Source organism: Cronobacter sp. HA18003 (assembly GCF_011605905.1).
GTDB lineage: Bacteria > Pseudomonadota > Gammaproteobacteria > Enterobacterales > Enterobacteriaceae > Cronobacter > Cronobacter sakazakii.
Map to the genome: position 1 here is coordinate 1,251,302 of NZ_JAANQO010000011.1, position 21,545 is coordinate 1,272,846.

The following is a 21,545-nucleotide window of genomic DNA, read 5'->3' on the forward strand; positions in this document are numbered from 1 at the left end:
CGATTCTTCAACCTTTGATTTGCTCGCCGTTATCGTCATCGGTGAAGCTCAGCGACGCCGAATTGACGCAGTAGCGTTCGCCGGTCGGTTGCGGGCCATCCGGGAACACGTGTCCCAGGTGCGCATCACAGTTGCCGCAGCGGATTTCGATGCGCTGCATGCCGTGCGAGTAATCGTTAAGGTAACGGATCGAGTCCTCGCTTACCGGCTCGTAAAAACTCGGCCAGCCGCAGCCCGAATCATACTTAGTTTCAGAGTTAAACAGCGGCGCATCGCACACCAGACAGTGGTAGACGCCATCACGCTTGTTATGCAGCAGACGCCCGGTATACGGCGGTTCCGTGCCGTGATTCTGGGTGACGTAAAACTGCATTTCCGTCAGGGTGTTTTTCAGGTCGTCCTGGGAGTTTTGATTGGCCATAAGGTGACATCTCGGGGAGGTTTAAGCAGTTACATTACCTGCATTATTCTAACAAAACATTAACAGTAACGCGTACACTTTTGGTCTAAACTTAGCACTGAAAATGCAGCTGACAAGCAAACGTGATTAACATCACACTTTTGTTTTCGACGCCCTTTTAAATTCCTCTCGGTGTCCCCATATGGACCTGAGCCCAAAAGGAAGAGTGAGGTGAGTCAGTCGTGCAAAGCTTGTCCACAGGATTGATTTGTCGCAATGATTGACACGATTCCGCTTGACGCTGCGTAAGGTTTTTGTAATTTTACAGCCAACCTTTTATTCACTAACAAATAGCTGGTGGAATATATGACTATCAAAGTAGGTATCAACGGTTTTGGCCGTATCGGTCGCATTGTTTTCCGTGCTGCTCAGAAACGTTCTGACATCGAGATCGTTGCAATCAACGACCTGTTAGACGCTGACTACATGGCCTACATGCTGAAGTATGACTCTACTCACGGTCGTTTCGACGGTACCGTTGAAGTTAAAGACGGTCATCTGATCGTTAACGGTAAAAAAATCCGCGTTACCGCTGAAAAAGACCCGGCTAACCTGAAGTGGGACGAAGTGGGCGTGGACGTGGTTGCTGAAGCAACCGGTATCTTCCTGACCGACGAAACCGCACGTAAACACATCACCGCTGGCGCGAAAAAAGTTGTTCTGACTGGCCCGTCCAAAGACAACACCCCGATGTTCGTTCGTGGCGCTAACTTTGATAAATATGCAGGCCAGGACATCGTGTCCAACGCTTCCTGCACCACCAACTGCCTGGCACCGCTGGCGAAAGTTATCAACGACAACTTCGGCATCATCGAAGGTCTGATGACGACCGTTCACGCGACCACCGCGACTCAGAAAACCGTTGACGGCCCGTCTCACAAAGACTGGCGCGGCGGCCGTGGCGCGGCTCAGAACATCATCCCGTCCTCTACCGGCGCAGCTAAAGCAGTAGGTAAAGTGCTGCCGGAACTGAACGGCAAACTGACTGGTATGGCGTTCCGTGTTCCGACCCCGAACGTATCCGTTGTTGACCTGACCGTTCGTCTGGAAAAAGCAGCGACCTACGAGCAGATCAAAGACGCTATCAAGAAAGCCGCTGAAGGCGAAATGAAAGGCGTTCTGGGTTACACCGAAGATGACGTGGTTTCCACCGACTTCAACGGCGAAGTATGCACTTCCGTGTTCGATGCTAAAGCAGGTATCGCACTGAACGACAACTTCGTGAAACTGGTTTCCTGGTACGACAACGAAACCGGCTACTCCAACAAAGTACTGGACCTGATCGCTCACATCTCCAAATAAGTGAGATGAGATTCTGATCTTAAGGGCGACTTCGGTCGCCCTTTTTATTTGGATTTAAGACAGAGGATTGCCAGAAATGATCAATACGCTTTTTGCCCTGCCGGTGTCTGAGCAGTTAACGCCTTACCTCTCCCGTCGTCAGCATGACGAGCTGGATATCATCGTTATCGACCACCCGCAGGTTCGCGCCGCCGTGGCGCTGCAGGGCGCGCACCTGCTGTGCTGGAAACCGGCTGGTGAAGAAGAGGTGTTATGGCTGAGCGCCAACACGCCGTTTAAAAAAGGCGTCGCGCTGCGCGGCGGCGTGCCGATCTGCTGGCCGTGGTTTGGCCCGTCGGCGCAAAAAGATCTGCCCTCGCATGGTTTCGCACGTAATCTGCCGTGGAACTTAAGCGCCCATAATGAAGACGATAACGGCGTGGTGCTGACGTTCGAACTGCACGCCAGCGACGCAAGCCGTAAGCTCTGGCCGCACGATTTCACGCTCTATGCGCGCTATAAGCTCGGCAAAACCTGCGAAATGGAACTGGAAGCGCACGGCGAATTCGAAACCACCTCCGCGCTGCACTCCTATTTCAACGTGGGCGATATTGCAGAAGTCAAAGTGAGCGGGCTTGGCGAGGCCTATCTCGACAAAGTCAACGGTGGTGAGGAAGGCAAACTCAACGGCGGCGTGCAGACATTCCCGGACCGTACCGATCGCGTTTACCTGAACCCGGAAGGGTGCAGCCTGATCCATGACGGTGCGCTTAACCGTACCATCGAAGTGGTGCATCACCACAACAGCAACGTGGTGGGCTGGAACCCGGGCCCGGCGCTCTCGGTCAGCATGGGCGACATGCCGGACGACGGTTATAAGACGTTCGTTTGCGTGGAAACCGCCTGCGTAACCACGCCGCAGCAGACGCGTGAAGATAAACCTTCGCGCCTCTCCCAGACGCTGCGCGTTATCAAAAAAGCCTGATAACTTACGGCCTCGCGATTCGCGGGGCCATTTTTTACGCCCTTCCCTGTTTTCCATAAAATTGCGCCATAAAAAAGGGCACCCGAAGGCGCCCCAGTAGATAGCATTACGAATCAGAACGTGTAAGTCACGCCGGTAGACAGCAGCGCAGACCAGGAACGGTCCACCATCGGGCTGTCTTTCGCTTCGTCGCTAAGATGGGTGTAACGGCCGCTGCCGTAAACGCTCCAGCTGTCAGATAGACGATAAGTGGCGGTCAGCTCGGCATACGGCGCCCAGCCATCGTCAGCGTCATAGCGGTTAAGCCCGCTGCGGCGCGACTCTTTGCCGCTCACGCCATAGTAGTAGTCGTTCTGGTTTTCACTGCTCCACTCAACACCGATGCCCGGCGTCAGGGTCAGACCGCCGTTGGTGTAGCGATAGAGCCACGCGAGATCCCACACGATACCGTTGCTGTTATCCAGCGTATCAGCGGCAAGCGACGTGCGCAGGAAACCATACTGCGTGTTATGCACGTAAGAGAGGCCCGCCATCAGCGTTGCTTTGCGCTCATCCAGACGGCGCAGCGCGCGGCTGTCGCTGTCGCCCGGCTTAAAGTGCAGCGGCGAATAGTACGCCATAATGGAAAGCTTATCGGCGGTGTCATTCCACAGGTAGTATCCCGCACCCAGACCGCGCACCCAGAAATTATCGCCTTCATAGTTGATAACCGGCAGCGGGTAAACATCGCGGTCGTACTGTTTATAAGGATTGACTACCCATCCTGCACCCGCGCCAACTGACAGTTTTCCTTCTGCATGCGCAAAGGTAGCGGCTGAAGCCATAACGGCACCCAGTGCCAGAAATTTGAATGTGCTCACAATCCATCAAGTCCTTTAGTCAAATGATCGGCTCGCGAAGTTTAACCGCCCCTGCGCTTCACCCCAAATTTTTTCGCACTTCTTTACATCATTGGATCGCGCAGCCTCGCATTTTCGCGTGACAGGCGGCTTGCAATTTTATGACCTGACGGTGAATTCACGCCATAAATGTAAATCCGCCAGCAGAAACAACGGGATGAGTGCTTGATAAATCACTGAATCCCTCAAACGGCGGCATGCAAGATTTTCAAATGCCATCTACGCTTAAAATTAAGAAGGTGCATTACCCTGACCGCAGTAGCACAGTGCAACGCGCAAAAAAATGCTTAAGTTGGCATTAGGGTTGCTGTACTCAGAATACGTCTTCCGGGAGCCTCCACTATTCATATGAACGGCTCTTAAACCTGTGCTAAAAAACGAAAGGACGGCATGCCATGAATATATTCGATCACTATCGCCAGCGCTATGAAGCTGCCAAGGACGAAGAGTTCACACTGCAGGAATTTCTTACCGTTTGCCGGCAGGATCGCAGTGCATATGCAAATGCGGCGGAACGGCTATTGATGGCCATCGGTGAGCCAGTGATGGTGGATACTGCCCAGGAGCCACGGCTCTCCCGTCTCTTTTCGAACCGGGTGGTCGCCCGGTATCCGGCGTTTGAAGAGTTTTATGGCATGGAAGAGGCCATTGAGCAGATTGTGTCGTACCTGAAACACGCGGCGCAGGGTCTGGAAGAGAAGAAACAGATCCTCTATCTGCTGGGCCCGGTGGGCGGCGGTAAATCGTCGCTTGCCGAGCGTCTGAAATCGCTGATGCAGCGCGTACCCATTTATGTGCTGAGCGCCAACGGCGAGCGCAGCCCGGTCAACGATCACCCGCTGTGCCTCTTCAACCCGCAGGAAGACGCGCAAATTCTGGAAAAAGAGTACAACGTCCCGCGCCGCTATCTCGGTACTATCATGTCGCCGTGGGCCGCGAAGCGCCTGCATGAGTTTGGCGGCGACATCACCAAATTCCGCGTCGTCAAAGTCTGGCCGTCGATTCTCGAGCAAATCGCTATCGCGAAAACCGAGCCGGGCGATGAAAACAACCAGGATATCTCCGCGCTGGTGGGTAAAGTGGATATCCGTAAGCTTGAGCACCACGCGCAAAACGATCCGGACGCCTACGGTTACTCCGGCGCGCTCTGCCGCGCTAACCAGGGCGTGATGGAATTCGTCGAGATGTTTAAAGCGCCGATTAAAGTGCTGCACCCGCTGCTGACGGCGACACAGGAAGGCAACTACAACGGGACGGAAGGCATCTCCGCCCTGCCCTTTAACGGCATCATTCTGGCGCACTCCAACGAATCGGAATGGGTCACTTTCAGAAATAACAAAAACAACGAGGCGTTCCTGGACCGTGTCTATATCGTCAAGGTGCCTTACTGCCTGCGTATTTCGGAAGAGATCAAAATCTACGAAAAACTGCTTAACCACAGCGAACTGTCGCATGCCCCCTGCGCGCCCGGTACGCTCGAAACGCTGGCCCGTTTCTCGATCCTTTCGCGTCTGAAAGAGCCGGAAAACTCCAGTATTTACTCAAAAATGCGCGTTTACGACGGCGAAAGCCTCAAGGACACCGACCCGAAAGCGAAGTCTTATCAGGAGTATCGCGACTACGCGGGCGTGGACGAAGGCATGAACGGGCTCTCCACCCGCTTCGCGTTCAAAATCCTCTCGCGCGTCTTTAACTTCGATCATACCGAAGTGGCGGCGAACCCGGTGCATCTTTTTTATGTGCTGGAGCAGCAGATCGAACGCGAACAGTTCCCGCAGGAGCAGGCCGAGCGCTATCTCGAATTCCTGAAAGGCTATCTGATCCCGAAATACGCTGAATTTATCGGTAAAGAGATCCAGACGGCGTATCTGGAGTCCTACTCCGAATATGGCCAGAACATCTTTGACCGCTACGTCACCTATGCGGATTTCTGGATCCAGGATCAGGAGTACCGCGACCCGGATACTGGTCAGCTGTTTGATCGCGAATCGCTCAACGCGGAACTGGAGAAAATCGAGAAACCGGCGGGCATCAGCAACCCGAAAGATTTCCGCAACGAAATCGTCAACTTCGTGCTGCGCGCCCGAGCCAACAATAATGGCCGCAATCCGAACTGGACCAGCTATGAGAAGCTGCGCACGGTTATCGAGAAGAAAATGTTCTCGAACACCGAGGAGCTGCTGCCGGTTATCTCCTTTAACGCCAAAACGTCCACTGATGAGCAGAAGAAACACGACGATTTTGTCGATCGCATGATGGAAAAAGGCTATACCCGCAAACAGGTGCGTCTGCTTTGCGAATGGTATCTGCGCGTGCGTAAATCGTCCTGATAAATCGCCCGGCGGTGCTCGCGCCGCCCGGGCCTACAACGAAGCGAACCGTACGCCGGAGCGCACCGCGCCTGCAGCGATACGAGTTCGGCATAAAGTTGGCAATGCAGTACGGGGGGCATATGACCTGGTTCATAGACCGACGTCTCAACGGCAAAAACAAGAGCACGGTAAACCGCCAGCGCTTCTTGCGTCGTTATAAAGCACAGATCAAGCAGTCGATCTCCGAGGCGATTAACAAGCGTTCGGTGACCGATGTCCAGAGTGGTGAATCCGTCTCCATTCCGAATGACGATATCAGCGAACCGATGTTCCATCAGGGGCGCGGCGGCCTGCGCCATCGCGTGCATCCGGGTAACGATCATTTTGTTCAGAACGACCGCATTGAGCGCCCACAGGGCGGCGGAGGTGGCGGTGGTAGCGGCCAGGGTCAGGCGAGCGCCGACGGCGAGGGCCAGGATGAGTTCGTTTTCCAGATCTCCAAAGATGAGTATCTCGATCTCTTGTTTGAAGATCTCGCCCTGCCGAATCTGAAAAAGAATCAGTACCGCCAGTTAAACGAGTATAAAACGCATCGCTCCGGCTACACCTCTAACGGCGTGCCGGCCAATATCAGCGTGGTGCGCTCGCTGCAAAATTCCCTGGCGCGCCGTACGGCGATGACCGCGGGCAAGCGCCGGGCGCTACGCGAGCTGGAAGCGAATCTCGAAGAAGCCCTGAGAAGCGAACCGGCACAACTGCTCGAAGAGGAGCGGTTACGTAAGGAGATTGCCGAACTGCGCGCCAAAATCGAACGCGTGCCGTTTATTGATACTTTCGACCTGCGCTACAAGAACTTCGAAAAGCGCCCGGAGCCTTCAAGCCAGGCGGTCATGTTCTGCCTGATGGATGTCTCCGGCTCGATGGATCAGGCGACAAAAGATATGGCCAAACGCTTTTATATTCTGCTCTATCTGTTCCTGAGCCGAACCTATAAAAACGTCGATGTGGTCTATATCCGCCACCATACGCAGGCGAAAGAAGTGGATGAACATGAGTTTTTCTACTCGCAAGAGACAGGCGGGACCATTGTTTCCAGCGCGCTTAAGCTGATGGATGAGGTGGTGAAAGCGCGCTACGATCCGGCGCAGTGGAATATTTACGCCGCGCAAGCCTCTGATGGCGATAACTGGGCCGATGACTCGCCGCTCTGTCATGAAATTCTGGCTAAGAAAATCCTGCCAGTGGTGCGATATTACAGTTATATCGAAATCACCCGCCGCGCGCACCAGACGCTGTGGCGTGAATATGAAGATTTACAGGCGAAATATGAGAATTTCGCTATGCAGCATATCCGCGATCAGGATGATATCTACCCGGTATTTCGCGAGCTCTTTCATAAGCAGGCCAGTGAAAACTGGAATTAATCCACAGGGTCGACGTTCGTCGGCCCTGCGTTTTTCTTATTAAATAACCCGCAATTAAAGTGCCGCTGAACTTTTATGTCAGCGTCACTTAATCAAGTGAAACTATTGAGCCATAATATGTAGTAAAGCTGAGGCTGCTTATTAATAACCCTACAGATTTTACTTACAGCCGGTTCGCTATCAGTTATAGTGAGCGGCATTATAAAATAACGACGCGGCGCCGTCGCAGGACCACCGTGAATCATGTTTAACAGGGTCTCATTGGGCTTGAATAAAACGTCCGGGATGGTGGGGATAATCATCGCCAGCCTGTTGTCCGTCCTGGCCGTTGCGCAAATAATATACTGGCGAACAGAAGCATACCGAATAGAAAACTATACTCAGGCAGTGCTTGAACGCAGCGTCACGCTATTACAGCAGGCAAACTCACTTGCCGCGCGCGAGATGAAAATGGCGCATTATTCCCCCTGCAGCGAGGCCGATCTTAATTCATTGCGCACGATGTTGTGGGAATACCAGATGATCAAAGATGTGGGCCGCACCGGCGCGCGTGGGATTATCTGTTCCGCGCTCTGGGGACATCTTCCTGTTCCACAGCCGCTCACCGCAACGCAAAATATCGTCAGCCGTGACGGTGCCCGCTGGTTATTAAATTTGCCCCTGACAGACACCATTAACGTCAGCGCCTGGTGGCGCAACGATCTGCTGGTAATATTTTCTCCTTTCGTGTTTACCCGCTTTGAAAATGACGCAAAAACGACGCACTACAGCGCGATGATTACCAACTCACAGCGCGACCGCCGCTGGTTTACGCTCGGCCCCACCCAGGCCTTATTATCGGCAACTGATACTTCCTCACATTATGCCTGGTATTTCATCACCAAAGAACGCTGCAATGCGCAATACGATATTTGTGTCATTGCCGGTACGCACCCTTATGGCCTGCTCCAGGCGCGCTGGTATACCCTCGTATTGCTTATCGCGCTCGGCCTGGCGCTCGGATTATTACTCTGCACATGCCTGGCGCTTTATCGCAAAAAGCAGGCGTCACTTACGGTGCGCCTGGAAAACGCGTTAAAAAACGGCGACCTGCGTGTGGCCTATCAGCCCATCTACGAAATTGAAACCGGCCGGATGAAAGGCATGGAGGCGCTGCTGCGCTGGCATGACAGTAATGGCGATGCCGTGTCGCCGGATGTGTTTATCCCGCTTGCGGAAAAAGAAGGGATGATGAGCAAAGTCACCGAATTTGTGACGACGCAAGCCATCGCAGAAACGGTGGAATTGCTGGAACCTTATGACCTGACGCTCAGCATCAATATTAGCCTCAACGATCTCTTCTCCCGTCATTATCTTAATTTTCTCACCCAACTGACGCATAACACCGGCCTTGCGTCGAATCGCATTATGCTGGAAATAACGGAGCGGGAAAACGCAACGCTTGCACATATGGAAGCGGCCATTTCGTTATTTAAACAACACGGGTTTTTAATCGCGCTGGATGATTTCGGCACCGGCTATTCGACCATTTCATGGCTTTCACGCCTGCCGATTGATGAAGTCAAGGTCGATAAAAGCATTACCGATGCGATAGGCACGCCAACGCTTAATAAAACGCTGCTGGTTAATTTAATTGAAATGCTGAAAGCGATGCCGCAGCAGGTGGTATTTGAAGGGCTTGAACAGCGACTGCAGGTGGATTATTTGCAGGATAATTTCCCAGGCTGCTACGGCCAGGGCTGGTGGTTCTCGCGCCCCATCGACAACCAGGCGTTGCGCTTATTACTGACGATGCAGGCAAAATAAAACAGCAGCCCTGAGGCTGCTGTGATAACAGATAAAATCAACAAGTCAGATTATTTACGACCACCGCTGTGGCTGTTCTGGCCGCCTTTTTTGCCTGCTTCAGACGCGCGTTCCGGGTCATTTTTAAAATTCCCGCCGCTCTGCTGTCCGCCTTTTTTACCTGCTTCTGATGCTTTTTCACGATTTTCGGCGAAATTGCCGGAACCACCACGATGTTCTGCCATAACAACCTCCGGGATTGGTTTAGTGTTACCAGAAAACGTCAATACTGAAAAAGAGATCATCTGCCGAAAGTATCCTTACACTTGCCAGCAAGAGCGCGCTTCCGTGCATTTTTTCGCAAACGTCGCTTCGTGCCGATATTTCCGACAAAGCCCCGATTGCGAATCGTCTCGCCCTGTTTCGGCGCTGCGCTTATTACGACGCATCACTACGCAGATAATATTCTCTGAATAATGACTGCCGTCGTTTTCATAAGACACTCTTATGACTGTAATACAGCTTCGTAAAGTAAGCCAAACGACAACCTTTATTTTCCGGGCAGAATCATCGTAGCTTGTTTATTTTATTTGCTTTTATTTTTTGAAATTGTGCAGGCGTTGCAAAATAAGCGAACCGCCAGTAAGGTGGAAAACCTTATCCGGTTAACGAGGCGACAAAATGAAAGGGATGGATATTCACCAACAACTCGTGGATTTACTGACGCACGGCCAGGCGCGGTTTCGGGTGATGGAACATGAGTCGATGGGCAAATGCGAAGCGGTATCGGAAATTCGCGGTACGCATTTAAGTCAGGGCGCGAAAGCGCTGGTATGCAAAATTAAAGGCAACGGGATAAAACAGGTTGTGCTCGCCGTACTCGGTGCCGATCTCCAGGCGGATCTTGCCCTGCTCGCGCAGCACCTGGGCGGTACGAAGGCGTCGCTGGCAAGCCCGGCGGAAGTGGATGCACTCACCCGCTGCGTTTTTGGCGCGATCCCCCCATTCAGTTTTCACCCGGAGCTTAAACTGGTGGCCGATCCGCTGTTATTTGAGCGCCACGACGAAATCGCCTTTAATGCTGGCCTGCTTGAGAAATCGATTATCATGGACACCGCCGATTATCTGCGGCTCGCCAAACCCGCACTGGTGGCCTTTCATCGCGCGCCGTCTACCAGCGCCGCTCCAGATAGCGCACCGCAATAACCAGCGTGGCGGCGGTGGCGAAAAAAAACGTGGTTATCCAGAGCGCGTCGGGCGAGAGTAGATCGTTCATCGTTTCTCCGGGAATCTCGCGTTAACATCGGGGGATGCTGCTCTCAGTGATAGCCCCTTTTGATGACAAAACAATGACGACGGGCGGCGCGTTTTCTTTTCTGGCAAGGAGCTAAGAATGTTTGATATCACGCTGCTTATCCTGCTGGCGCTTGCCGGTCTTGGATTTGTCAGCCACAACATGGCCGTAACGGTCTCCGTGCTGGTGCTGATTGTTATCCGCATGACGCCGCTCAGCGCCTGGTTTCCGTGGGTGGAAAAACAGGGTGTCACCGTCGGGATTATTATTCTGACTATCAGCGTGATGGCGCCCATCGCCAGCGGCACTCTGCCCACCTCCACCCTGTTCCACGCCTTTTTAAACTGGAAATCGCTGGTAGCTATCGCTGTGGGCGTTTTCGTCTCGTGGCTTGGCGGTAAGGGCGTTGCTCTCATGGGCAGCCAGCCGTCGATTGTCGCCGGGCTGCTGGTCGGCACCGTTCTTGGCGTGGCGCTTTTTCGCGGCGTGCCGGTTGGGCCGCTTATCGCCGCAGGGCTGGTTTCCTTGCTGATTGGCCGCCAGTAGAATTGCATCCACCACTCTTTTACCTGCTGTACTCACGCAGCGCCATGGCGGTTGCGTGTAGATGAGGAACGAATGACAAACCTGACTTCCGGGCGTCGCGGCGGCTGGCTGCTGCTGGCGGGGCTGCTTACCATCGCGACCACCCTTCGTGTAACCTTTACCGGGGCAGCGCCGCTGCTGGACGCTATTCGCGTCGATTTCTCGCTCTCCACCGCCGCTACCGGCCTTCTGACCACGTTGCCGCTGTTGGCTTTCGCGCTGGTGTCACCGCTGGCCGCCGGCAGCGCGCGGCGCTTCGGGATGGAGCGCAGCCTTTGCGGCGCGCTGCTGCTTATCAGTGCGGGCATTCTTCTGCGCTCCTCCGGCAGTGCGGCGGCGCTCTTCGCCGGCACCGCGCTTATCGGCTGTGGGATAGCCATCGGCAACGTACTGTTGCCCGGCATGATCAAGCGGGATTTTCCTGGCAAGGTGGCGAAACTGACCGGCGCGTACTCGCTGACGATGGGCCTTGCGGCCGCCGCTGGCTCAGCGCTGGTGGTGCCGGTCGCAGCCCTTAGCGGCGGCTGGCGCGGCGCACTGCTGGCGCTGATTGTCTTTCCGCTGCTCGCCCTGCTCCTCTGGCTGCCGCAGCTGCGTGCGCGCCGCCACGATGCCGTTGGCAGCAACGCGGCGATGCACAGCCGTAGTATCTGGCGCTCGGCGCTCGCCTGGCAGGTGACGCTCTTTCTGGGCGTTAACTCGCTTATCTATTACATCGTTATCGGCTGGCTGCCGTCGATTCTGATAAGCACAGGGTTTAGCGAAGCGCAGGCCGGTTCACTGCATGGGCTCATGCAACTTGCCACCGCCATACCGGGCATTGCGGTGCCGCTGCTGCTCGCACGGCTTCGCGATCAGCGCGGTATCGCCATTCTGACCGCCCTGCTTTGCGCCGTAAGCCCCGTCGGGCTGTGGTTCTTCCCGCATCTTGCCGCCTGGTGGGTGGTGATTTTCGGTTTTGGATCAGGTGCAACTATGATCCTTGGCCTGACGTTTATCGGCCTGCGCGCAAGCTCAGCGCATCAGGCGGCGGCGCTCTCCGGGATGGCGCAGTCGGTGGGGTATCTGCTGGCGGCATGCGGGCCGCCAGCTATCGGCAGACTCCACGATCTGCTGCATAGCTGGAGCCTGCCGTTAATGGTCTGCGCCGCCCTTGCCGTCGTGATGGCGATTGCGGGCGGTTTTGCGGGGCGCGCACGGGAAATCGGCGCGCCGTAACTCAGCGCCGGGCGGCGCGTAAAAATTCGCGTACCAGCGGCACCGGACACCCGGCAAGCGCGCCGCGCTCGTGCTGGAACAGCGTCGCCACAAAAAACGGATGCGTCGTCAGCTCGACGGCGCGCACGTCGCCTTCATTATCCCAGCCGGTGATTTTCAGCGCTTCCTTACTGATCGCCTCGACAAACTCCGGCGCCACGCCAAAATTGCAGTGATAGGACTCTGCAATTTCCTCACGCCCGTAGGCGCGTGCGATAAGCGTATGCGGGCGCAGTTCAACCTCCCCGGTCTGCTCCACCAGCGAACAACTCAGCGGTGCAATGACCAGTCTGCCGCCCTGTGCGGTTTCGCCGTGGTTCGCGTCGCTCCAGCCCAGAACGTTACGGGCATACTCAATGACCGCATGCTGAAAACCGCCGCAGGTGCCAAGAAACGGAATCGCATTTTCACGCGCATACCGAATGGCGATAAATGCGCCGTCTTCGTTTTCATACGGGCTGCCAGGCACAACCCAGATAGCGTCATAGCCCACCAGATCTTCCGGGCTTTTAATATCTTTGGTCGGGAGCCAGTCGTAATCGGCGGTGAGTTCCAGCACGGCGGCGGCGTCGTCAATCGCGAGCGGGATCGCCTGATGCGCGACTGTCGCGCTGTTGTAGTCGCCGACCAGCGCAATACGCAGGGTGGAAGTGAGCGGTGAGGTTTCCATAGGGTTTTCCTTATGCCTGAATGAATCACATACAACATAAGGAGCATCAGCATACCGATCTGCGCGCTGGCTAACAACACCCAAAATCAGCAGTGATAACGCCATTTTGCGAGGCGTCTCGGGCAATCGCGCGCTGTGGTTTGCCTCGCGCCTTTACGCGGCAGATAATTCGATCACAGAGAACGACAAGCCAGGAGGCAAAGATGATTACGCTGAAACGCGTTTACGACGAGCCGGACGCGCTGGACGGCTACCGGGTGCTGGTGGACAGGCTCTGGCCACGCGGCATTAAAAAAGCGGATTTGCCGTTAGACGAATGGAATAAAACGCTGGCCCCTTCAACGGCGCTGCGTAAGGCGCTGCATGGCGAGGTCATCGATTTTGCCCACTTTAGCGAGCGCTACCGTGAAGAGCTGGCAGCACAGCAGCAAGAAGGCGAGCGTCTGGCGGCGATTTCACGCAAAGGAACGCTCACACTCTTGTTTGGCGCGAAAGACAGGAACCAGAACCACGCGCAGATCCTGGCGGCGTGGCTCAGGGAGCTTGCAGACAACGCTTAATCGAGAAGCAGCGCCGTTTCTTCAAGCGGCAACAGCTGGCCGTCAAGCGGCATCAGGTGTTCGGCACGGACAAAGGCAAAGCCAGCCTGGCCGTCGGCGGCCACGACATCGCCCGTCACCAGCCACAGCGGGCGGGCGCAACTTTTGGGCAGTTCCGTCATAAAACCGGTTACCGGATTGATAAAGCGCTCACCCGGCTGGCAGAGGCTGAAGAGTTCTACAGATTTACCGATATTTTCCCGACCGGCAGCGGTACGGGCGCCGATGATAATGGCGAGAGCGCCTGGCTTGAGTTGTTGCATGGTCTTTCCGCGTTCGCAATAAGCAATAAATGAAACGCGTAGATCAGAACATTCTTATGTTGTGATGTAAAGATTTCTGAATCAAAAAACCGCGCGTTTCCGCGCGAAATCTCCATTTTTTCTTCATCCTCTCGCCCCGCGTTTTCGCTAAGCTTGCCGTTATCGCTGTGATGACTGACCACACGGCACTCTTTTGCCTCACCTTACCCCGTTGCAGGAGCGGCTTGCGGCTCAATGAAAACGCGATACAGGCAATTGCCCTGCCTGTAAGGCGCATAACGACAGCCCTTCATGCTCTCCTTCTCATCTGCGGGGTGTTTTTTTCTATACACATCACCTGAAATTTGCCTGATTAAAAGACATTGAGCTGTCGTTTAAAAAGCCGTGATCCCGGATCGATATACTGTGGCGATTCGCGTTCTTTCAGGTTTTTCTCATGTCAGTCATCATTTCTCACGCTGAGCCTACCCCCAGTAGCGGCCTGGATCTTATTAAAGCCCTCACGACAGGCACACTGATGCCTGGCGGCTTATGGCAGAAAAAAAGCTATCGTCTTAAATTCGCGCTGCGAAGCTGTCTTTATCTGCCCGCCACGCTGCGCTTTATGGATGCCATGGCGAAAAATCCACGCTTTGAACAACTGCTGAGCGTGCAGAAAACGCTGCCGGGCAAAATTCATCGTCACTATCTGCGTCTGGGGTTAAGCGCGGGCGAGCGGGCGAGCGCCATCATTCATCACTACGATTTTATCCGCGAACGTGCGGCAGCGCGCCTTGCCGACGCGCTCTGCGCCACCAGCCCGCAGCCGCTGTTTACGCTTGCGGCGAAAGAGAAAACGGTCGTCATTAGCGCGTCATCGGCCCATAAAGCCGAGCGCGAAGGCGAAAGCACGCTGTGGCTGCACTGTGATGACGTGCTGCTCGCCAGCCTGACGTTCAGTGTGGTGCGCGACGCCACCGGCTACGGCATCGCCATCGGCGGTCTTCAGGGGCCGCGCAGAAACGTGCCACATGAAGCTATTCGCGATGCGACAAAAGCCTGTTACGGCGTTTTCCCTAAGCGTCTGCTGATGGAAGTCCTGTGGCTGATGATTCAGCAGCATGACATGACCCATTTCGAGGCGGTGAGCAACAACGGCCATGTGTTCCGCGGCCTGCGTTATCGCTTCAGTAAAGGGCGTCACTTTTTTGCAAGCTACGACGAGTTCTGGGAATCCGTGGGTGGCGAGCGTCGTGGCGCGCGCTATTTCACGCTGCCGCTTACGGCCGCGCGCAAACCGCTGGAAGATGTCGCCAGCAAGAAACGTTCTGAGTACCGTAAACGCTACGAGCTGCTGGATTCGCTGGCAACGCAGTGGCGCGAGCTGAACGCGCAGTAATGCTCAGGCGGCCTTCTGGCCGCCTTTTTTTTGGCGCTCCACCCAGGTTTGCGCAGCTTACCCACCCGCCGTCGTCCTGGTAGACTGCATCAGGTTTTGCATCGCTCACAAGGAAAACGCATGGCACAACAGGCTTTCGACTGGCAGGCCCTGGAAGAGGCTGCCGTCACGATGATGGTCGCTGCGGTTCGCGACGTGCATCAACAACACCCGCAGGAGCGTCTGTACGGCGCCACCTTCCATGCTTTTTATGGCGACGGGGCCGTCCTGTACTGGCCCTGCATCGCGGTGGGGACGGAGGAAAGTCTCGCGCGGCGCGTGGCAGAATATCAGGCGCAGGGCAATACTTCATCGTCAGCATCGCTAACCGAGAGCCTGCGCTGGTCTTCGGCAGATCTGCCTTACAACATCGAACCCGATGAGCACGCTGAAAGGCTGGCGCAGGAGTGCGGAGATTTCGCTGCGCGCAACGGTACCTTTTCCGTGTGGGAGAAAACTTACGACCATTTTTTGCGCCGCTTCCCTAAGGCCGCCAAAAAGGCGCGTCAGCAGCTCATCCGTGAAGGCGTGGTGGATAAGAATTTTATTATTATCGCCGAAGACGACGCCGGTGAGCTTGTCCCGCTGAGTCTCACCCGCGCGCAGTTGCTGCGCCATTTTCCGCAGTATGACGCCGATGAAAAAGAACGCCGCCGCCTGACCGCCCTGCCCCCCGAAGAGCAGCTTCGCGAGCTGGTACCACTGGCGCTCGGTGTCGTCCGGGGCACGCTGTATGGAGGGTATGACGAACTGCTGAAAGCTATCGGACAACCTGCCGTGGCGCCGCTTTCGGCGGTAGTGCGCGGTGACGCGCCAGGCGAGCGCTGGAATGCCTGCAAACTTATCGCGGAAATTAACGACGCCACGAAGGAGGCCGTTACCGCGCTCTGCGGTCTGCTGGATGATGAGAACGCGGACAACAGCGACCGTTGCTGGGCGGCCTGCGCGCTGGCGCGACTTGGCAGGATGGATTCTATCGTCGCGCGGGTTCCGGAGCTGGCACCGGATATTGCCGCTACCGGACTTACGGCACCGTATCGCAGTTTTCGCGACTGCGGACGGTTTCTGCCGCTCGACTATCGCCCGCTCGAAGCGGCGCTGGAAGCGCATCCGCAGCTTGAGGCTGCCGTGGCGCATGAGCTTCAGCCGGGGCGTGGATATTGCCGCATCACATCAGCCGAAATTCCAGCCGCCCGTGCCGGGCTGGCCTCACACGTTGCGCTGATCCGCGCCCATGCGCAGGCGGTACTGGAAGAAGCTGAAGATAAGCTTCGCTGACGCCTTGCGCCCATAAAAAAACCGCCTGCTGGCGGTTTTTTTATTTTGCGTCGTCTTCTGAGCGATACGGCCCTTTCTCGTCGTCATCGCTGTCGTCACGCTTGCGCGTCACTTCCCCTTCCGGGCCCGGCGTACCGCCACCCTGCTCTTCTGCCTGTAAGCGAAAAGCCTGCTCTTTTTGCGATTCACCGAAGTATCCGAAACCAAAAAACATGATGACCTCCTGTATCCATCAGAGTTAACACATTAAGTGTAGCTGACCAGAAAGCCTTCGCAGGCGCGGTACGCTTACCGTCTGTCTGAAAAGCGCGGGCTCCGGGCCGGCCGGAGCCTGGCCGTCAGCTCGCCACTTTATCGAGTACGCGCTGAATCGCCGCGGAGAGTTCGTTGATTTCGAACTTCGCCACGTAGCCATCCGCACCCACTTTTCGCACATGATCTTCGTTAGCGCTGCCGGAGAGCGACGAATGGATAACGACCGGAATTTTTTTCAGCGTCGCGTCCATTTTGATGTTACGCGTCAGGGTAAAGCCGTCCATTTCAGGCATTTCAAGGTCAGTCAGCACCATCGCGATTTTATCGGTGATCGACTGCCCTTCCGCCTGCGCCTCTTTTGCCATGAGCTTAATTTTTTCCCAGGCTTCGAGGCCTGTGGTATGCATGAGCGCCGGAATGCCCATGCTCTTAAGCCCGTGCTCAAGCATAGAGCGCGCCACTTTGGAGTCTTCCGCCACAATAGCCACCGCGCCCGGTTTCAGTTTGAAGCTGCGCTCCTGCATCACTGTGTTCGGCTGACCGTCACGTACAGACGGAATGATGTCATACAGAATCTGTTCAACATCCAGCACCAGCGCCAGTTCATTACTTTGATTATCGCTGTCGAGGCGCGCGATGCTGGTGATGTTGCGTGAGCTGACGCCCGATTCCGCCGTATGCACCTGGCTCCAGTCGAGGCGGATAATGTTTTCAACCGATTCCACGGCGAACGCCTGGGTGCTGCGCGCATATTCGGTCACCAGCAGCAGGTTCAGGCCAGTGGTCGGTTTGCAGCCTGTCACCGCCGGCAGATCCACTACCGGGATTATCTGGCCGCGGATGTTTGCCATACCAAGCAGCGGCGCCTGCATGCCTGCGGCTTTGGTAATCGTCGGCATCGGCACGATTTCGCGCAGTTTGAAAACGTTAATACCGTACAGCTCAGGTTTCTCCTCTTCATTCGCAGATCCCAGCCGGAAGAGAAGCAGTTCGAATTTGTTCGATAAAGCGAGATTCGCCCTCTCATCGATATCTTTCTGGAAGTTATCCATATTGACCTCAAAGGTACGCTTGTGGGTGGTGGCTCATGCGGCGAAAGGGATAACGCGCTGGTGCCTGGTTTCAGGCACTCCTTGCGCCTGAATTTGGTTTAAATCGTTATCGGCAGGTTTTGCAAAAAGTAGAGGGGGAAGATAAGAACAAATTTCGGTGAGTAACAAAAAGGCGAGCGAGCGCAAAAAACGAAGCCGCCCGCAGGCGGCTGACAGGCGCGAGGATTCAGGGTGCCTTATGCCACGCGTCGCGCAGCGATTCGCGCCCGTGTGGCTCCTCTTTTTCCGGCAGGTCGTCCTCTTCCCACGGATTTATCGTATTCGGCGCATCTTCGGGTAAGCCGTGATGCTCATTATCATCTGCAAGCGGTCTGTCGGGATGGCGATTGTCAGGCATGGCGCTTTTTCCTCATATCCTCAGGATAAAGGAAAAGTGTAGCCTGGCTTGCGGGTGCCGACGCTTTTCTCACATCCCGCTCGCCAACGCCCGGTCAAGCGGCTAAAGTGAAACGTAGCGCCGACGCACTCACCAGAAGAGGTAAAAATGACGGGATCGATTGACGAAATTATTGAAAAACTCCAGACGCGCATCCTGGCGTATGAAATTCTGTTCCAGTCATTGCTGGAAGAAGTGCCTGCTGTGCTGAAAGAACGCGTGGTCGATAATGCGCGCCACCACTTTGCAGGCCTTGAGGCTGGCGTTAACAGCGATCCGGAACGGGCGCAGAAAATTACGGCCGCACGCGCTGTAGTGGAGCAACTGCTGGCCCGCAAACATTAATTCATAAAGAAGCATTATCGCAGCGCGAAAGTGCGACGTATTTATTTCCGACGCTGAATGGAAATAAAAAAGAAAAAGCCCGCAAGCGGGCTTTTTTTACTGAATGAGGCGTATTTTTAGCGATGCGTATTCGTTTCGGAATGCATCATCGCGTAGCTGTCGTAACGTTCAGCCGCTGCAAAACCCACCAGCATGGCGGATTTGCAGAATATACATTTTGCGCCGTGCGGATTTTTATCGGTCACGTCGAAACGGGAAGTACGATACTGCGAGCCATGACACGCAGGGCATCTGAAATGCAAACCTGCTGCAATCATGTTGTCTTTAGAGCGCCACCACATTCACGGCTGACGGGCCTTTCGCGCCGTTTTCAACCGAGAATTCAACCTGCTGACCTTCGGTCAGTGTGCGAAAATTATCGCTCTGGATAGCGGAGAAATGGACGAACACGTCTTTGCTGCCGTCTGCCGGTGCGATAAAACCAAAGCCTTTATCCGCGTTAAACCATTTCACTGAACCATTCATTCTGTTAGCCATATTTTAATACCTTTATACTTGAGCCTTGCGGCGAAAATGGTTTGAATGACAGAAATATTCAGTGCTTAAGAGGGAACTCAAAAGAAGAGATATCGAAGGATAACGTCTGGAGATGAGTACTACTGAAGTGGAGGACTCGTACCAACCACTGCACAACGGGTTCTGCGTATCAAACCGAGGAGTTCATTAACGCATGCCCCACTCTTTTAAGCAAGCAGTAATGTGCCTTTTACAAAACTATATATTTACACCCACCTTGCATTGTGCCGCTAGTCGATTTACTCATTTATTGCCACTCCGACGGAAAATAAATTCTCCGGTTCGTTAAAAAAGCGGCCACGATTATTTTAGACAATATATTTTGTAACCTTTGATAAAGCGTGACGCTATTTCTCTGACAGCGCCACGCCATTATTTCAAGCCCCATTCGACTCTTTCGTGACTCTCGATTGCCGTTAAAACCCCACGTCGACGTGCGTCATGCGTGAAATATTGTTAAGGTTTATCTGATGACAACACTGAACGAGGTAATAATGAACGCGTTTGTCAGGCCCACGCTTACGCTGCCTAATCAGGAAGAGAAACTGCTGCTCCACTCCTGCTGCGCGCCCTGCTCGGGCGAGGTCATGGAGGCGTTGCAGGCTTCCGGTATCGATTACACCATCTTTTTCTATAACCCCAATATTCATCCCCAGAAGGAATACCTGCTGCGCAAAGAGGAAAATATCCGCTTTGCTGAGCAGCACGGCATTCCTTTTGTGGACGCCGATTACGACACCGATAACTGGTTCGAGCGCGCTAAAGGGATGGAGTGGGAGCCGGAGCGCGGCGTGCGCTGCACCATGTGCTTCGATATGCGCTTTGAACGCACCGCGCTTTATGCGCATGAAAACGGCTTTAAGGTGATCAGCAGTTCGCTTGGTATTTCGCGCTGGAAAAATATGCAACAGATTAACGACTGTGGTCACCGCGCCGCGGCCCCGTATGAAGGCATGGTGTACTGGGACTATAACTGGCGTAAACAGGGCGGCTCGGCGCGCATGATTGAAATCAGCAAGCGCGAGCGCTTTTATCAGCAGGAATATTGCGGCTGTGTTTATTCGCTGCGCGACTCCAACCTGCACCGTAAAGCACAGGGCCGCCCATTAATTAAAATCGGCACGCTCTATTATGGCGATGAGTCATAACGGTAACGGGCATCGTTAAGAATGACCTCATTACGAAAAAGCCAGGTCTCAGACCTGATTTTTATTTAATCACTGCTGCTACTGTCGCAGTCGCCCCCTGAGTCGCTGTCCGAACTGCAGCTGTCATGATGCGAAACGTGCGACTGTATGGATGTCGAATTAGATGAATCGTGGTTCGTCCCCGGGTGATGCGAGGTATCGGTGTAATAACGGGTGTCGTCGCATTGACCGTGCGGCGCAGTCGTAAAAAGCCAGATGACGGTTTTTACCGCGTGCAGCATGACAGGAATTCCCACCAGCGCCTGTGCGACACGTGTAACCCAGATCGAGGAATTTATCACCCTATCCGCCGTGAGGTATTCCATCAGCGGCGTAAATGCGACGACCTGAAACAGCGCCAGCCAGAACCCCAGCAAAAAACTGTAAGCGATAACGCTGTACCCCATAAATGCCAGCAGCTGTTTTATGCTTAAACGATAACCCCAGCGTAAGGTATTTCGCCAGTATGTGAAGTAGCGGTGTCGCATCCCTGATTCCTCTCATTATTGGTAAACAGGTTACCGCACCGGCACGCAGCCTGAAACTACCAGAATCGTGATCGCGCGGTATAAAAAAAGCGCAGCCGTGAATTAAAAAAATAAAAATCGGGCTATTGCGACTCAATGTGTGTAAGGTGCCCCCTCCACAATTCAAAGAAGATACTTATGGCTATTCATAAAAGAAAATCGCAAGACAGTTACTTAAGCCGTGTCACCTGCCCGAAATGCAATGAAAAATCTGAACACAGCGCCGCCCGCGTCAACAAGCAAAAAACGCTCATCTGCCCCGCCTGCAATCATTTATTTGTCTTCGCGCAGACTCCAGCGCATCCACTCTAAAACCTGTTTGACTATCCGGTTAAAAGCGCCGGTATTCCTGGTGCTTTTAATCAATTACCGCTATTTTATTAGCATGCTAATGCTTCGCTGCCTTATTTAATTCACTACTCCCGCGCCATAAACATCGCGTCACATTCCAATAAAATAAAATTAACGAAAAGTAAATCAGAACACATCTTTTTAAAATGAGCATTACGCTTTTAATATTATTACATTTATGCCACCTGTTTTATTAACATCACTACACGCCCATCTGCATTTCTTTGCGTTTATTTACTTTAATCCTGTCTAAAAGCCGATCCTCTGCCGCCGATAAACGCCATGAACCGTTTATATCGCGTGATGG

Annotated in this window: 25 protein-coding genes; 14 read left to right on the forward strand and 11 right to left on the reverse strand. The window is 54.3% G+C overall.

Annotated elements, in window-relative coordinates:
* Positions 1 to 7 precede the first annotated feature (7 nt).
* A complete protein-coding gene (msrB, locus tag G6041_RS06970) occupies positions 8 to 421 on the reverse strand; it encodes a peptide-methionine (R)-S-oxide reductase MsrB (RefSeq protein WP_004386624.1) in 414 nt (137 codons plus the stop codon).
* A 345-nt stretch (positions 422 to 766) separates the two neighbouring features.
* On the opposite strand from msrB, the gene gapA reads away from it, so the two are divergent.
* Both gapA and G6041_RS06980 read left to right on the forward strand, forming a co-directional pair.
* The gene (gapA, locus tag G6041_RS06975) at positions 767 to 1,762 is read left to right on the forward strand and encodes a glyceraldehyde-3-phosphate dehydrogenase (RefSeq protein WP_004386625.1); all 996 of its coding nucleotides are present in this window, start codon (positions 767 to 769) and stop codon (positions 1,760 to 1,762) included.
* 76 nt (positions 1,763 to 1,838) lie between these two features.
* Positions 1,839 to 2,726, forward strand: coding sequence for a D-hexose-6-phosphate mutarotase (locus tag G6041_RS06980; RefSeq protein ID WP_007893940.1), 888 nt, complete (start codon positions 1,839 to 1,841; stop codon positions 2,724 to 2,726).
* Between the two features lie 113 nt (positions 2,727 to 2,839).
* On the opposite strand, the gene G6041_RS06985 is transcribed toward G6041_RS06980, so the two are convergent.
* Complete coding sequence (locus tag G6041_RS06985) at positions 2,840 to 3,550, reverse strand: MipA/OmpV family protein (protein WP_012125030.1); 711 nt, start codon at positions 3,548 to 3,550, stop codon at positions 2,840 to 2,842.
* Between the two features lie 470 nt (positions 3,551 to 4,020).
* Here G6041_RS06985 and yeaG point away from each other — a divergent pair, with 470 nt between their 5' ends.
* The 3 genes from yeaG (at position 4,021) to G6041_RS07000 (ending at position 9,167) form a co-directional block, all read left to right on the forward strand.
* Positions 4,021 to 5,955 (forward strand): protein kinase YeaG, encoded by a 1,935-nt coding sequence (yeaG, locus tag G6041_RS06990; RefSeq protein WP_004386628.1) that lies wholly within the window; start codon positions 4,021 to 4,023, stop codon positions 5,953 to 5,955.
* Between the two features lie 122 nt (positions 5,956 to 6,077).
* Positions 6,078 to 7,361, forward strand: coding sequence for a YeaH/YhbH family protein (locus G6041_RS06995; protein WP_041460527.1), 1,284 nt, complete (start codon positions 6,078 to 6,080; stop codon positions 7,359 to 7,361).
* Positions 7,362 to 7,646: 285 nt separating this feature from the next.
* Positions 7,647 to 9,167, forward strand: a complete 1,521-nt coding sequence (locus G6041_RS07000) for an EAL domain-containing protein (protein ID WP_080515375.1) — start codon at positions 7,647 to 7,649, stop codon at positions 9,165 to 9,167.
* A gap of 50 nt (positions 9,168 to 9,217) precedes the next feature.
* On the opposite strand, the gene G6041_RS07005 is transcribed toward G6041_RS07000, so the two are convergent.
* Positions 9,218 to 9,391 carry a general stress protein gene (locus G6041_RS07005; RefSeq protein ID WP_004386632.1) on the reverse strand — a complete coding sequence of 58 codons (174 nt, stop codon included), beginning with the start codon at positions 9,389 to 9,391 and terminating at the stop codon, positions 9,218 to 9,220.
* Between the two features lie 436 nt (positions 9,392 to 9,827).
* Here G6041_RS07005 and G6041_RS07010 point away from each other — a divergent pair, with 436 nt between their 5' ends.
* The 3 genes from G6041_RS07010 (at position 9,828) to G6041_RS07020 (ending at position 12,243) form a co-directional block, all read left to right on the forward strand.
* Positions 9,828 to 10,352 (forward strand): YbaK/prolyl-tRNA synthetase associated domain-containing protein, encoded by a 525-nt coding sequence (locus G6041_RS07010; protein ID WP_084999306.1) that lies wholly within the window; start codon positions 9,828 to 9,830, stop codon positions 10,350 to 10,352.
* Between the two features lie 187 nt (positions 10,353 to 10,539).
* A complete protein-coding gene (locus G6041_RS07015; protein ID WP_004386633.1) occupies positions 10,540 to 10,986 on the forward strand; it encodes a DUF441 domain-containing protein in 447 nt (148 codons plus the stop codon).
* Between the two features lie 72 nt (positions 10,987 to 11,058).
* Positions 11,059 to 12,243 carry a CynX/NimT family MFS transporter gene (locus G6041_RS07020; protein WP_004386634.1) on the forward strand — a complete coding sequence of 395 codons (1,185 nt, stop codon included), beginning with the start codon at positions 11,059 to 11,061 and terminating at the stop codon, positions 12,241 to 12,243.
* 1 nt (position 12,244) lies between these two features.
* Here the strand turns inward: G6041_RS07020 and G6041_RS07025 are convergent, their stop codons facing one another.
* A complete protein-coding gene (locus G6041_RS07025) occupies positions 12,245 to 12,952 on the reverse strand; it encodes a CTP synthase C-terminal region-related (seleno)protein (protein WP_041460528.1) in 708 nt (235 codons plus the stop codon).
* A 203-nt stretch (positions 12,953 to 13,155) separates the two neighbouring features.
* On the opposite strand from G6041_RS07025, the gene G6041_RS07030 reads away from it, so the two are divergent.
* Positions 13,156 to 13,512, forward strand: a complete 357-nt coding sequence (locus G6041_RS07030; protein ID WP_012125035.1) for a DUF488 domain-containing protein — start codon at positions 13,156 to 13,158, stop codon at positions 13,510 to 13,512.
* Here the strand turns inward: G6041_RS07030 and G6041_RS07035 are convergent.
* On the reverse strand, positions 13,509 to 13,814 hold the full coding sequence (locus G6041_RS07035) for a hypothetical protein (RefSeq protein WP_004386637.1): 306 nt from the start codon (positions 13,812 to 13,814) through the stop codon (positions 13,509 to 13,511). The genes G6041_RS07030 and G6041_RS07035 overlap by 4 nt on opposite strands.
* Positions 13,815 to 14,250: 436 nt before the next feature.
* On the opposite strand from G6041_RS07035, the gene G6041_RS07040 reads away from it, so the two are divergent.
* Together G6041_RS07040 and G6041_RS07045 are read left to right on the forward strand one after the other, a co-directional pair.
* Entirely contained in the window at positions 14,251 to 15,192 is a 942-nt protein-coding gene (locus tag G6041_RS07040) for a VirK/YbjX family protein (protein WP_012125038.1), read from the forward strand.
* A 120-nt stretch (positions 15,193 to 15,312) separates the two neighbouring features.
* Positions 15,313 to 16,509 carry a DUF4303 domain-containing protein gene (locus tag G6041_RS07045; RefSeq protein WP_012125039.1) on the forward strand — a complete coding sequence of 399 codons (1,197 nt, stop codon included), beginning with the start codon at positions 15,313 to 15,315 and terminating at the stop codon, positions 16,507 to 16,509.
* Between the two features lie 40 nt (positions 16,510 to 16,549).
* Here G6041_RS07045 and G6041_RS07050 read toward each other — a convergent pair whose 3' ends face one another.
* From G6041_RS07050 to G6041_RS07060, 3 genes are all read right to left on the reverse strand, one after another.
* Positions 16,550 to 16,723 carry a hypothetical protein gene (locus G6041_RS07050; RefSeq protein ID WP_007670864.1) on the reverse strand — a complete coding sequence of 58 codons (174 nt, stop codon included), beginning with the start codon at positions 16,721 to 16,723 and terminating at the stop codon, positions 16,550 to 16,552.
* Between the two features lie 124 nt (positions 16,724 to 16,847).
* Entirely contained in the window at positions 16,848 to 17,816 is a 969-nt protein-coding gene (locus G6041_RS07055) for a chemotaxis protein (RefSeq protein WP_004385761.1), read from the reverse strand.
* A 226-nt stretch (positions 17,817 to 18,042) separates the two neighbouring features.
* Positions 18,043 to 18,213, reverse strand: a complete 171-nt coding sequence (locus G6041_RS07060) for a hypothetical protein (protein ID WP_004385762.1) — start codon at positions 18,211 to 18,213, stop codon at positions 18,043 to 18,045.
* 147 nt (positions 18,214 to 18,360) lie between these two features.
* Here G6041_RS07060 and G6041_RS07065 point away from each other — a divergent pair, with 147 nt between their 5' ends.
* Positions 18,361 to 18,597 carry a hypothetical protein gene (locus G6041_RS07065; protein WP_004385763.1) on the forward strand — a complete coding sequence of 79 codons (237 nt, stop codon included), beginning with the start codon at positions 18,361 to 18,363 and terminating at the stop codon, positions 18,595 to 18,597.
* Positions 18,598 to 18,713: 116 nt separating this feature from the next.
* Here G6041_RS07065 and ymcF read toward each other — a convergent pair whose 3' ends face one another.
* Both ymcF and cspE read right to left on the reverse strand, forming a co-directional pair.
* Entirely contained in the window at positions 18,714 to 18,938 is a 225-nt protein-coding gene (gene ymcF / locus G6041_RS07070) for a cold shock small protein YmcF (RefSeq protein ID WP_004385764.1), read from the reverse strand.
* Complete coding sequence (gene cspE / locus G6041_RS07075; RefSeq protein ID WP_004385765.1) at positions 18,922 to 19,134, reverse strand: transcription antiterminator/RNA stability regulator CspE; 213 nt, start codon at positions 19,132 to 19,134, stop codon at positions 18,922 to 18,924. Before cspE ends, ymcF begins: the two co-directional genes overlap by 17 nt.
* A 533-nt stretch (positions 19,135 to 19,667) precedes the next feature.
* On the opposite strand from cspE, the gene G6041_RS07080 reads away from it, so the two are divergent.
* On the forward strand, positions 19,668 to 20,321 hold the full coding sequence (locus G6041_RS07080; protein WP_032968777.1) for an epoxyqueuosine reductase QueH: 654 nt from the start codon (positions 19,668 to 19,670) through the stop codon (positions 20,319 to 20,321).
* 65 nt (positions 20,322 to 20,386) lie between these two features.
* Here G6041_RS07080 and G6041_RS07085 read toward each other — a convergent pair whose 3' ends face one another.
* On the reverse strand, positions 20,387 to 20,848 hold the full coding sequence (locus G6041_RS07085; RefSeq protein ID WP_041460529.1) for a hypothetical protein: 462 nt from the start codon (positions 20,846 to 20,848) through the stop codon (positions 20,387 to 20,389).
* 177 nt (positions 20,849 to 21,025) lie between these two features.
* Here G6041_RS07085 and G6041_RS07090 point away from each other — a divergent pair, with 177 nt between their 5' ends.
* Entirely contained in the window at positions 21,026 to 21,199 is a 174-nt protein-coding gene (locus tag G6041_RS07090) for a YnfU family zinc-binding protein (protein ID WP_004385768.1), read from the forward strand.
* Positions 21,200 to 21,545: the final 346 nt, after the last annotated feature.

Excerpts from the sequence above, each read along its gene's own strand:
- msrB (WP_004386624.1), bottom strand. The coding sequence starts at position 421 with ATGGCCAATCAAAACTCCCAGGACGACCTGAAAAACACCCTGACGGAA.
- gapA (WP_004386625.1), top strand. The coding sequence starts at position 767 with ATGACTATCAAAGTAGGTATCAACGGTTTTGGCCGTATCGGTCGCATT.
- G6041_RS06980 (WP_007893940.1), top strand. The coding sequence starts at position 1,839 with ATGATCAATACGCTTTTTGCCCTGCCGGTGTCTGAGCAGTTAACGCCT.
- G6041_RS06985 (WP_012125030.1), bottom strand. The coding sequence starts at position 3,550 with ATGGCTTCAGCCGCTACCTTTGCGCATGCAGAAGGAAAACTGTCAGTT.
- yeaG (WP_004386628.1), top strand. The coding sequence starts at position 4,021 with ATGAATATATTCGATCACTATCGCCAGCGCTATGAAGCTGCCAAGGAC.
- G6041_RS06995 (WP_041460527.1), top strand. The coding sequence starts at position 6,078 with ATGACCTGGTTCATAGACCGACGTCTCAACGGCAAAAACAAGAGCACG.
- G6041_RS07000 (WP_080515375.1), top strand. The coding sequence starts at position 7,647 with ATGGTGGGGATAATCATCGCCAGCCTGTTGTCCGTCCTGGCCGTTGCG.
- G6041_RS07005 (WP_004386632.1), bottom strand. The coding sequence starts at position 9,391 with ATGGCAGAACATCGTGGTGGTTCCGGCAATTTCGCCGAAAATCGTGAA.
- G6041_RS07010 (WP_084999306.1), top strand. The coding sequence starts at position 9,828 with ATGAAAGGGATGGATATTCACCAACAACTCGTGGATTTACTGACGCAC.
- G6041_RS07015 (WP_004386633.1), top strand. The coding sequence starts at position 10,540 with ATGTTTGATATCACGCTGCTTATCCTGCTGGCGCTTGCCGGTCTTGGA.
- G6041_RS07020 (WP_004386634.1), top strand. The coding sequence starts at position 11,059 with ATGACAAACCTGACTTCCGGGCGTCGCGGCGGCTGGCTGCTGCTGGCG.
- G6041_RS07025 (WP_041460528.1), bottom strand. The coding sequence starts at position 12,952 with ATGGAAACCTCACCGCTCACTTCCACCCTGCGTATTGCGCTGGTCGGC.
- G6041_RS07030 (WP_012125035.1), top strand. The coding sequence starts at position 13,156 with ATGATTACGCTGAAACGCGTTTACGACGAGCCGGACGCGCTGGACGGC.
- G6041_RS07035 (WP_004386637.1), bottom strand. The coding sequence starts at position 13,814 with ATGCAACAACTCAAGCCAGGCGCTCTCGCCATTATCATCGGCGCCCGT.
- G6041_RS07040 (WP_012125038.1), top strand. The coding sequence starts at position 14,251 with ATGTCAGTCATCATTTCTCACGCTGAGCCTACCCCCAGTAGCGGCCTG.
- G6041_RS07045 (WP_012125039.1), top strand. The coding sequence starts at position 15,313 with ATGGCACAACAGGCTTTCGACTGGCAGGCCCTGGAAGAGGCTGCCGTC.
- G6041_RS07050 (WP_007670864.1), bottom strand. The coding sequence starts at position 16,723 with ATGTTTTTTGGTTTCGGATACTTCGGTGAATCGCAAAAAGAGCAGGCT.
- G6041_RS07055 (WP_004385761.1), bottom strand. The coding sequence starts at position 17,816 with ATGGATAACTTCCAGAAAGATATCGATGAGAGGGCGAATCTCGCTTTA.
- G6041_RS07060 (WP_004385762.1), bottom strand. The coding sequence starts at position 18,213 with ATGCCTGACAATCGCCATCCCGACAGACCGCTTGCAGATGATAATGAG.
- G6041_RS07065 (WP_004385763.1), top strand. The coding sequence starts at position 18,361 with ATGACGGGATCGATTGACGAAATTATTGAAAAACTCCAGACGCGCATC.
- ymcF (WP_004385764.1), bottom strand. The coding sequence starts at position 18,938 with ATGTGGTGGCGCTCTAAAGACAACATGATTGCAGCAGGTTTGCATTTC.
- cspE (WP_004385765.1), bottom strand. The coding sequence starts at position 19,134 with ATGGCTAACAGAATGAATGGTTCAGTGAAATGGTTTAACGCGGATAAA.
- G6041_RS07080 (WP_032968777.1), top strand. The coding sequence starts at position 19,668 with ATGAACGCGTTTGTCAGGCCCACGCTTACGCTGCCTAATCAGGAAGAG.
- G6041_RS07085 (WP_041460529.1), bottom strand. The coding sequence starts at position 20,848 with ATGCGACACCGCTACTTCACATACTGGCGAAATACCTTACGCTGGGGT.
- G6041_RS07090 (WP_004385768.1), top strand. The coding sequence starts at position 21,026 with ATGGCTATTCATAAAAGAAAATCGCAAGACAGTTACTTAAGCCGTGTC.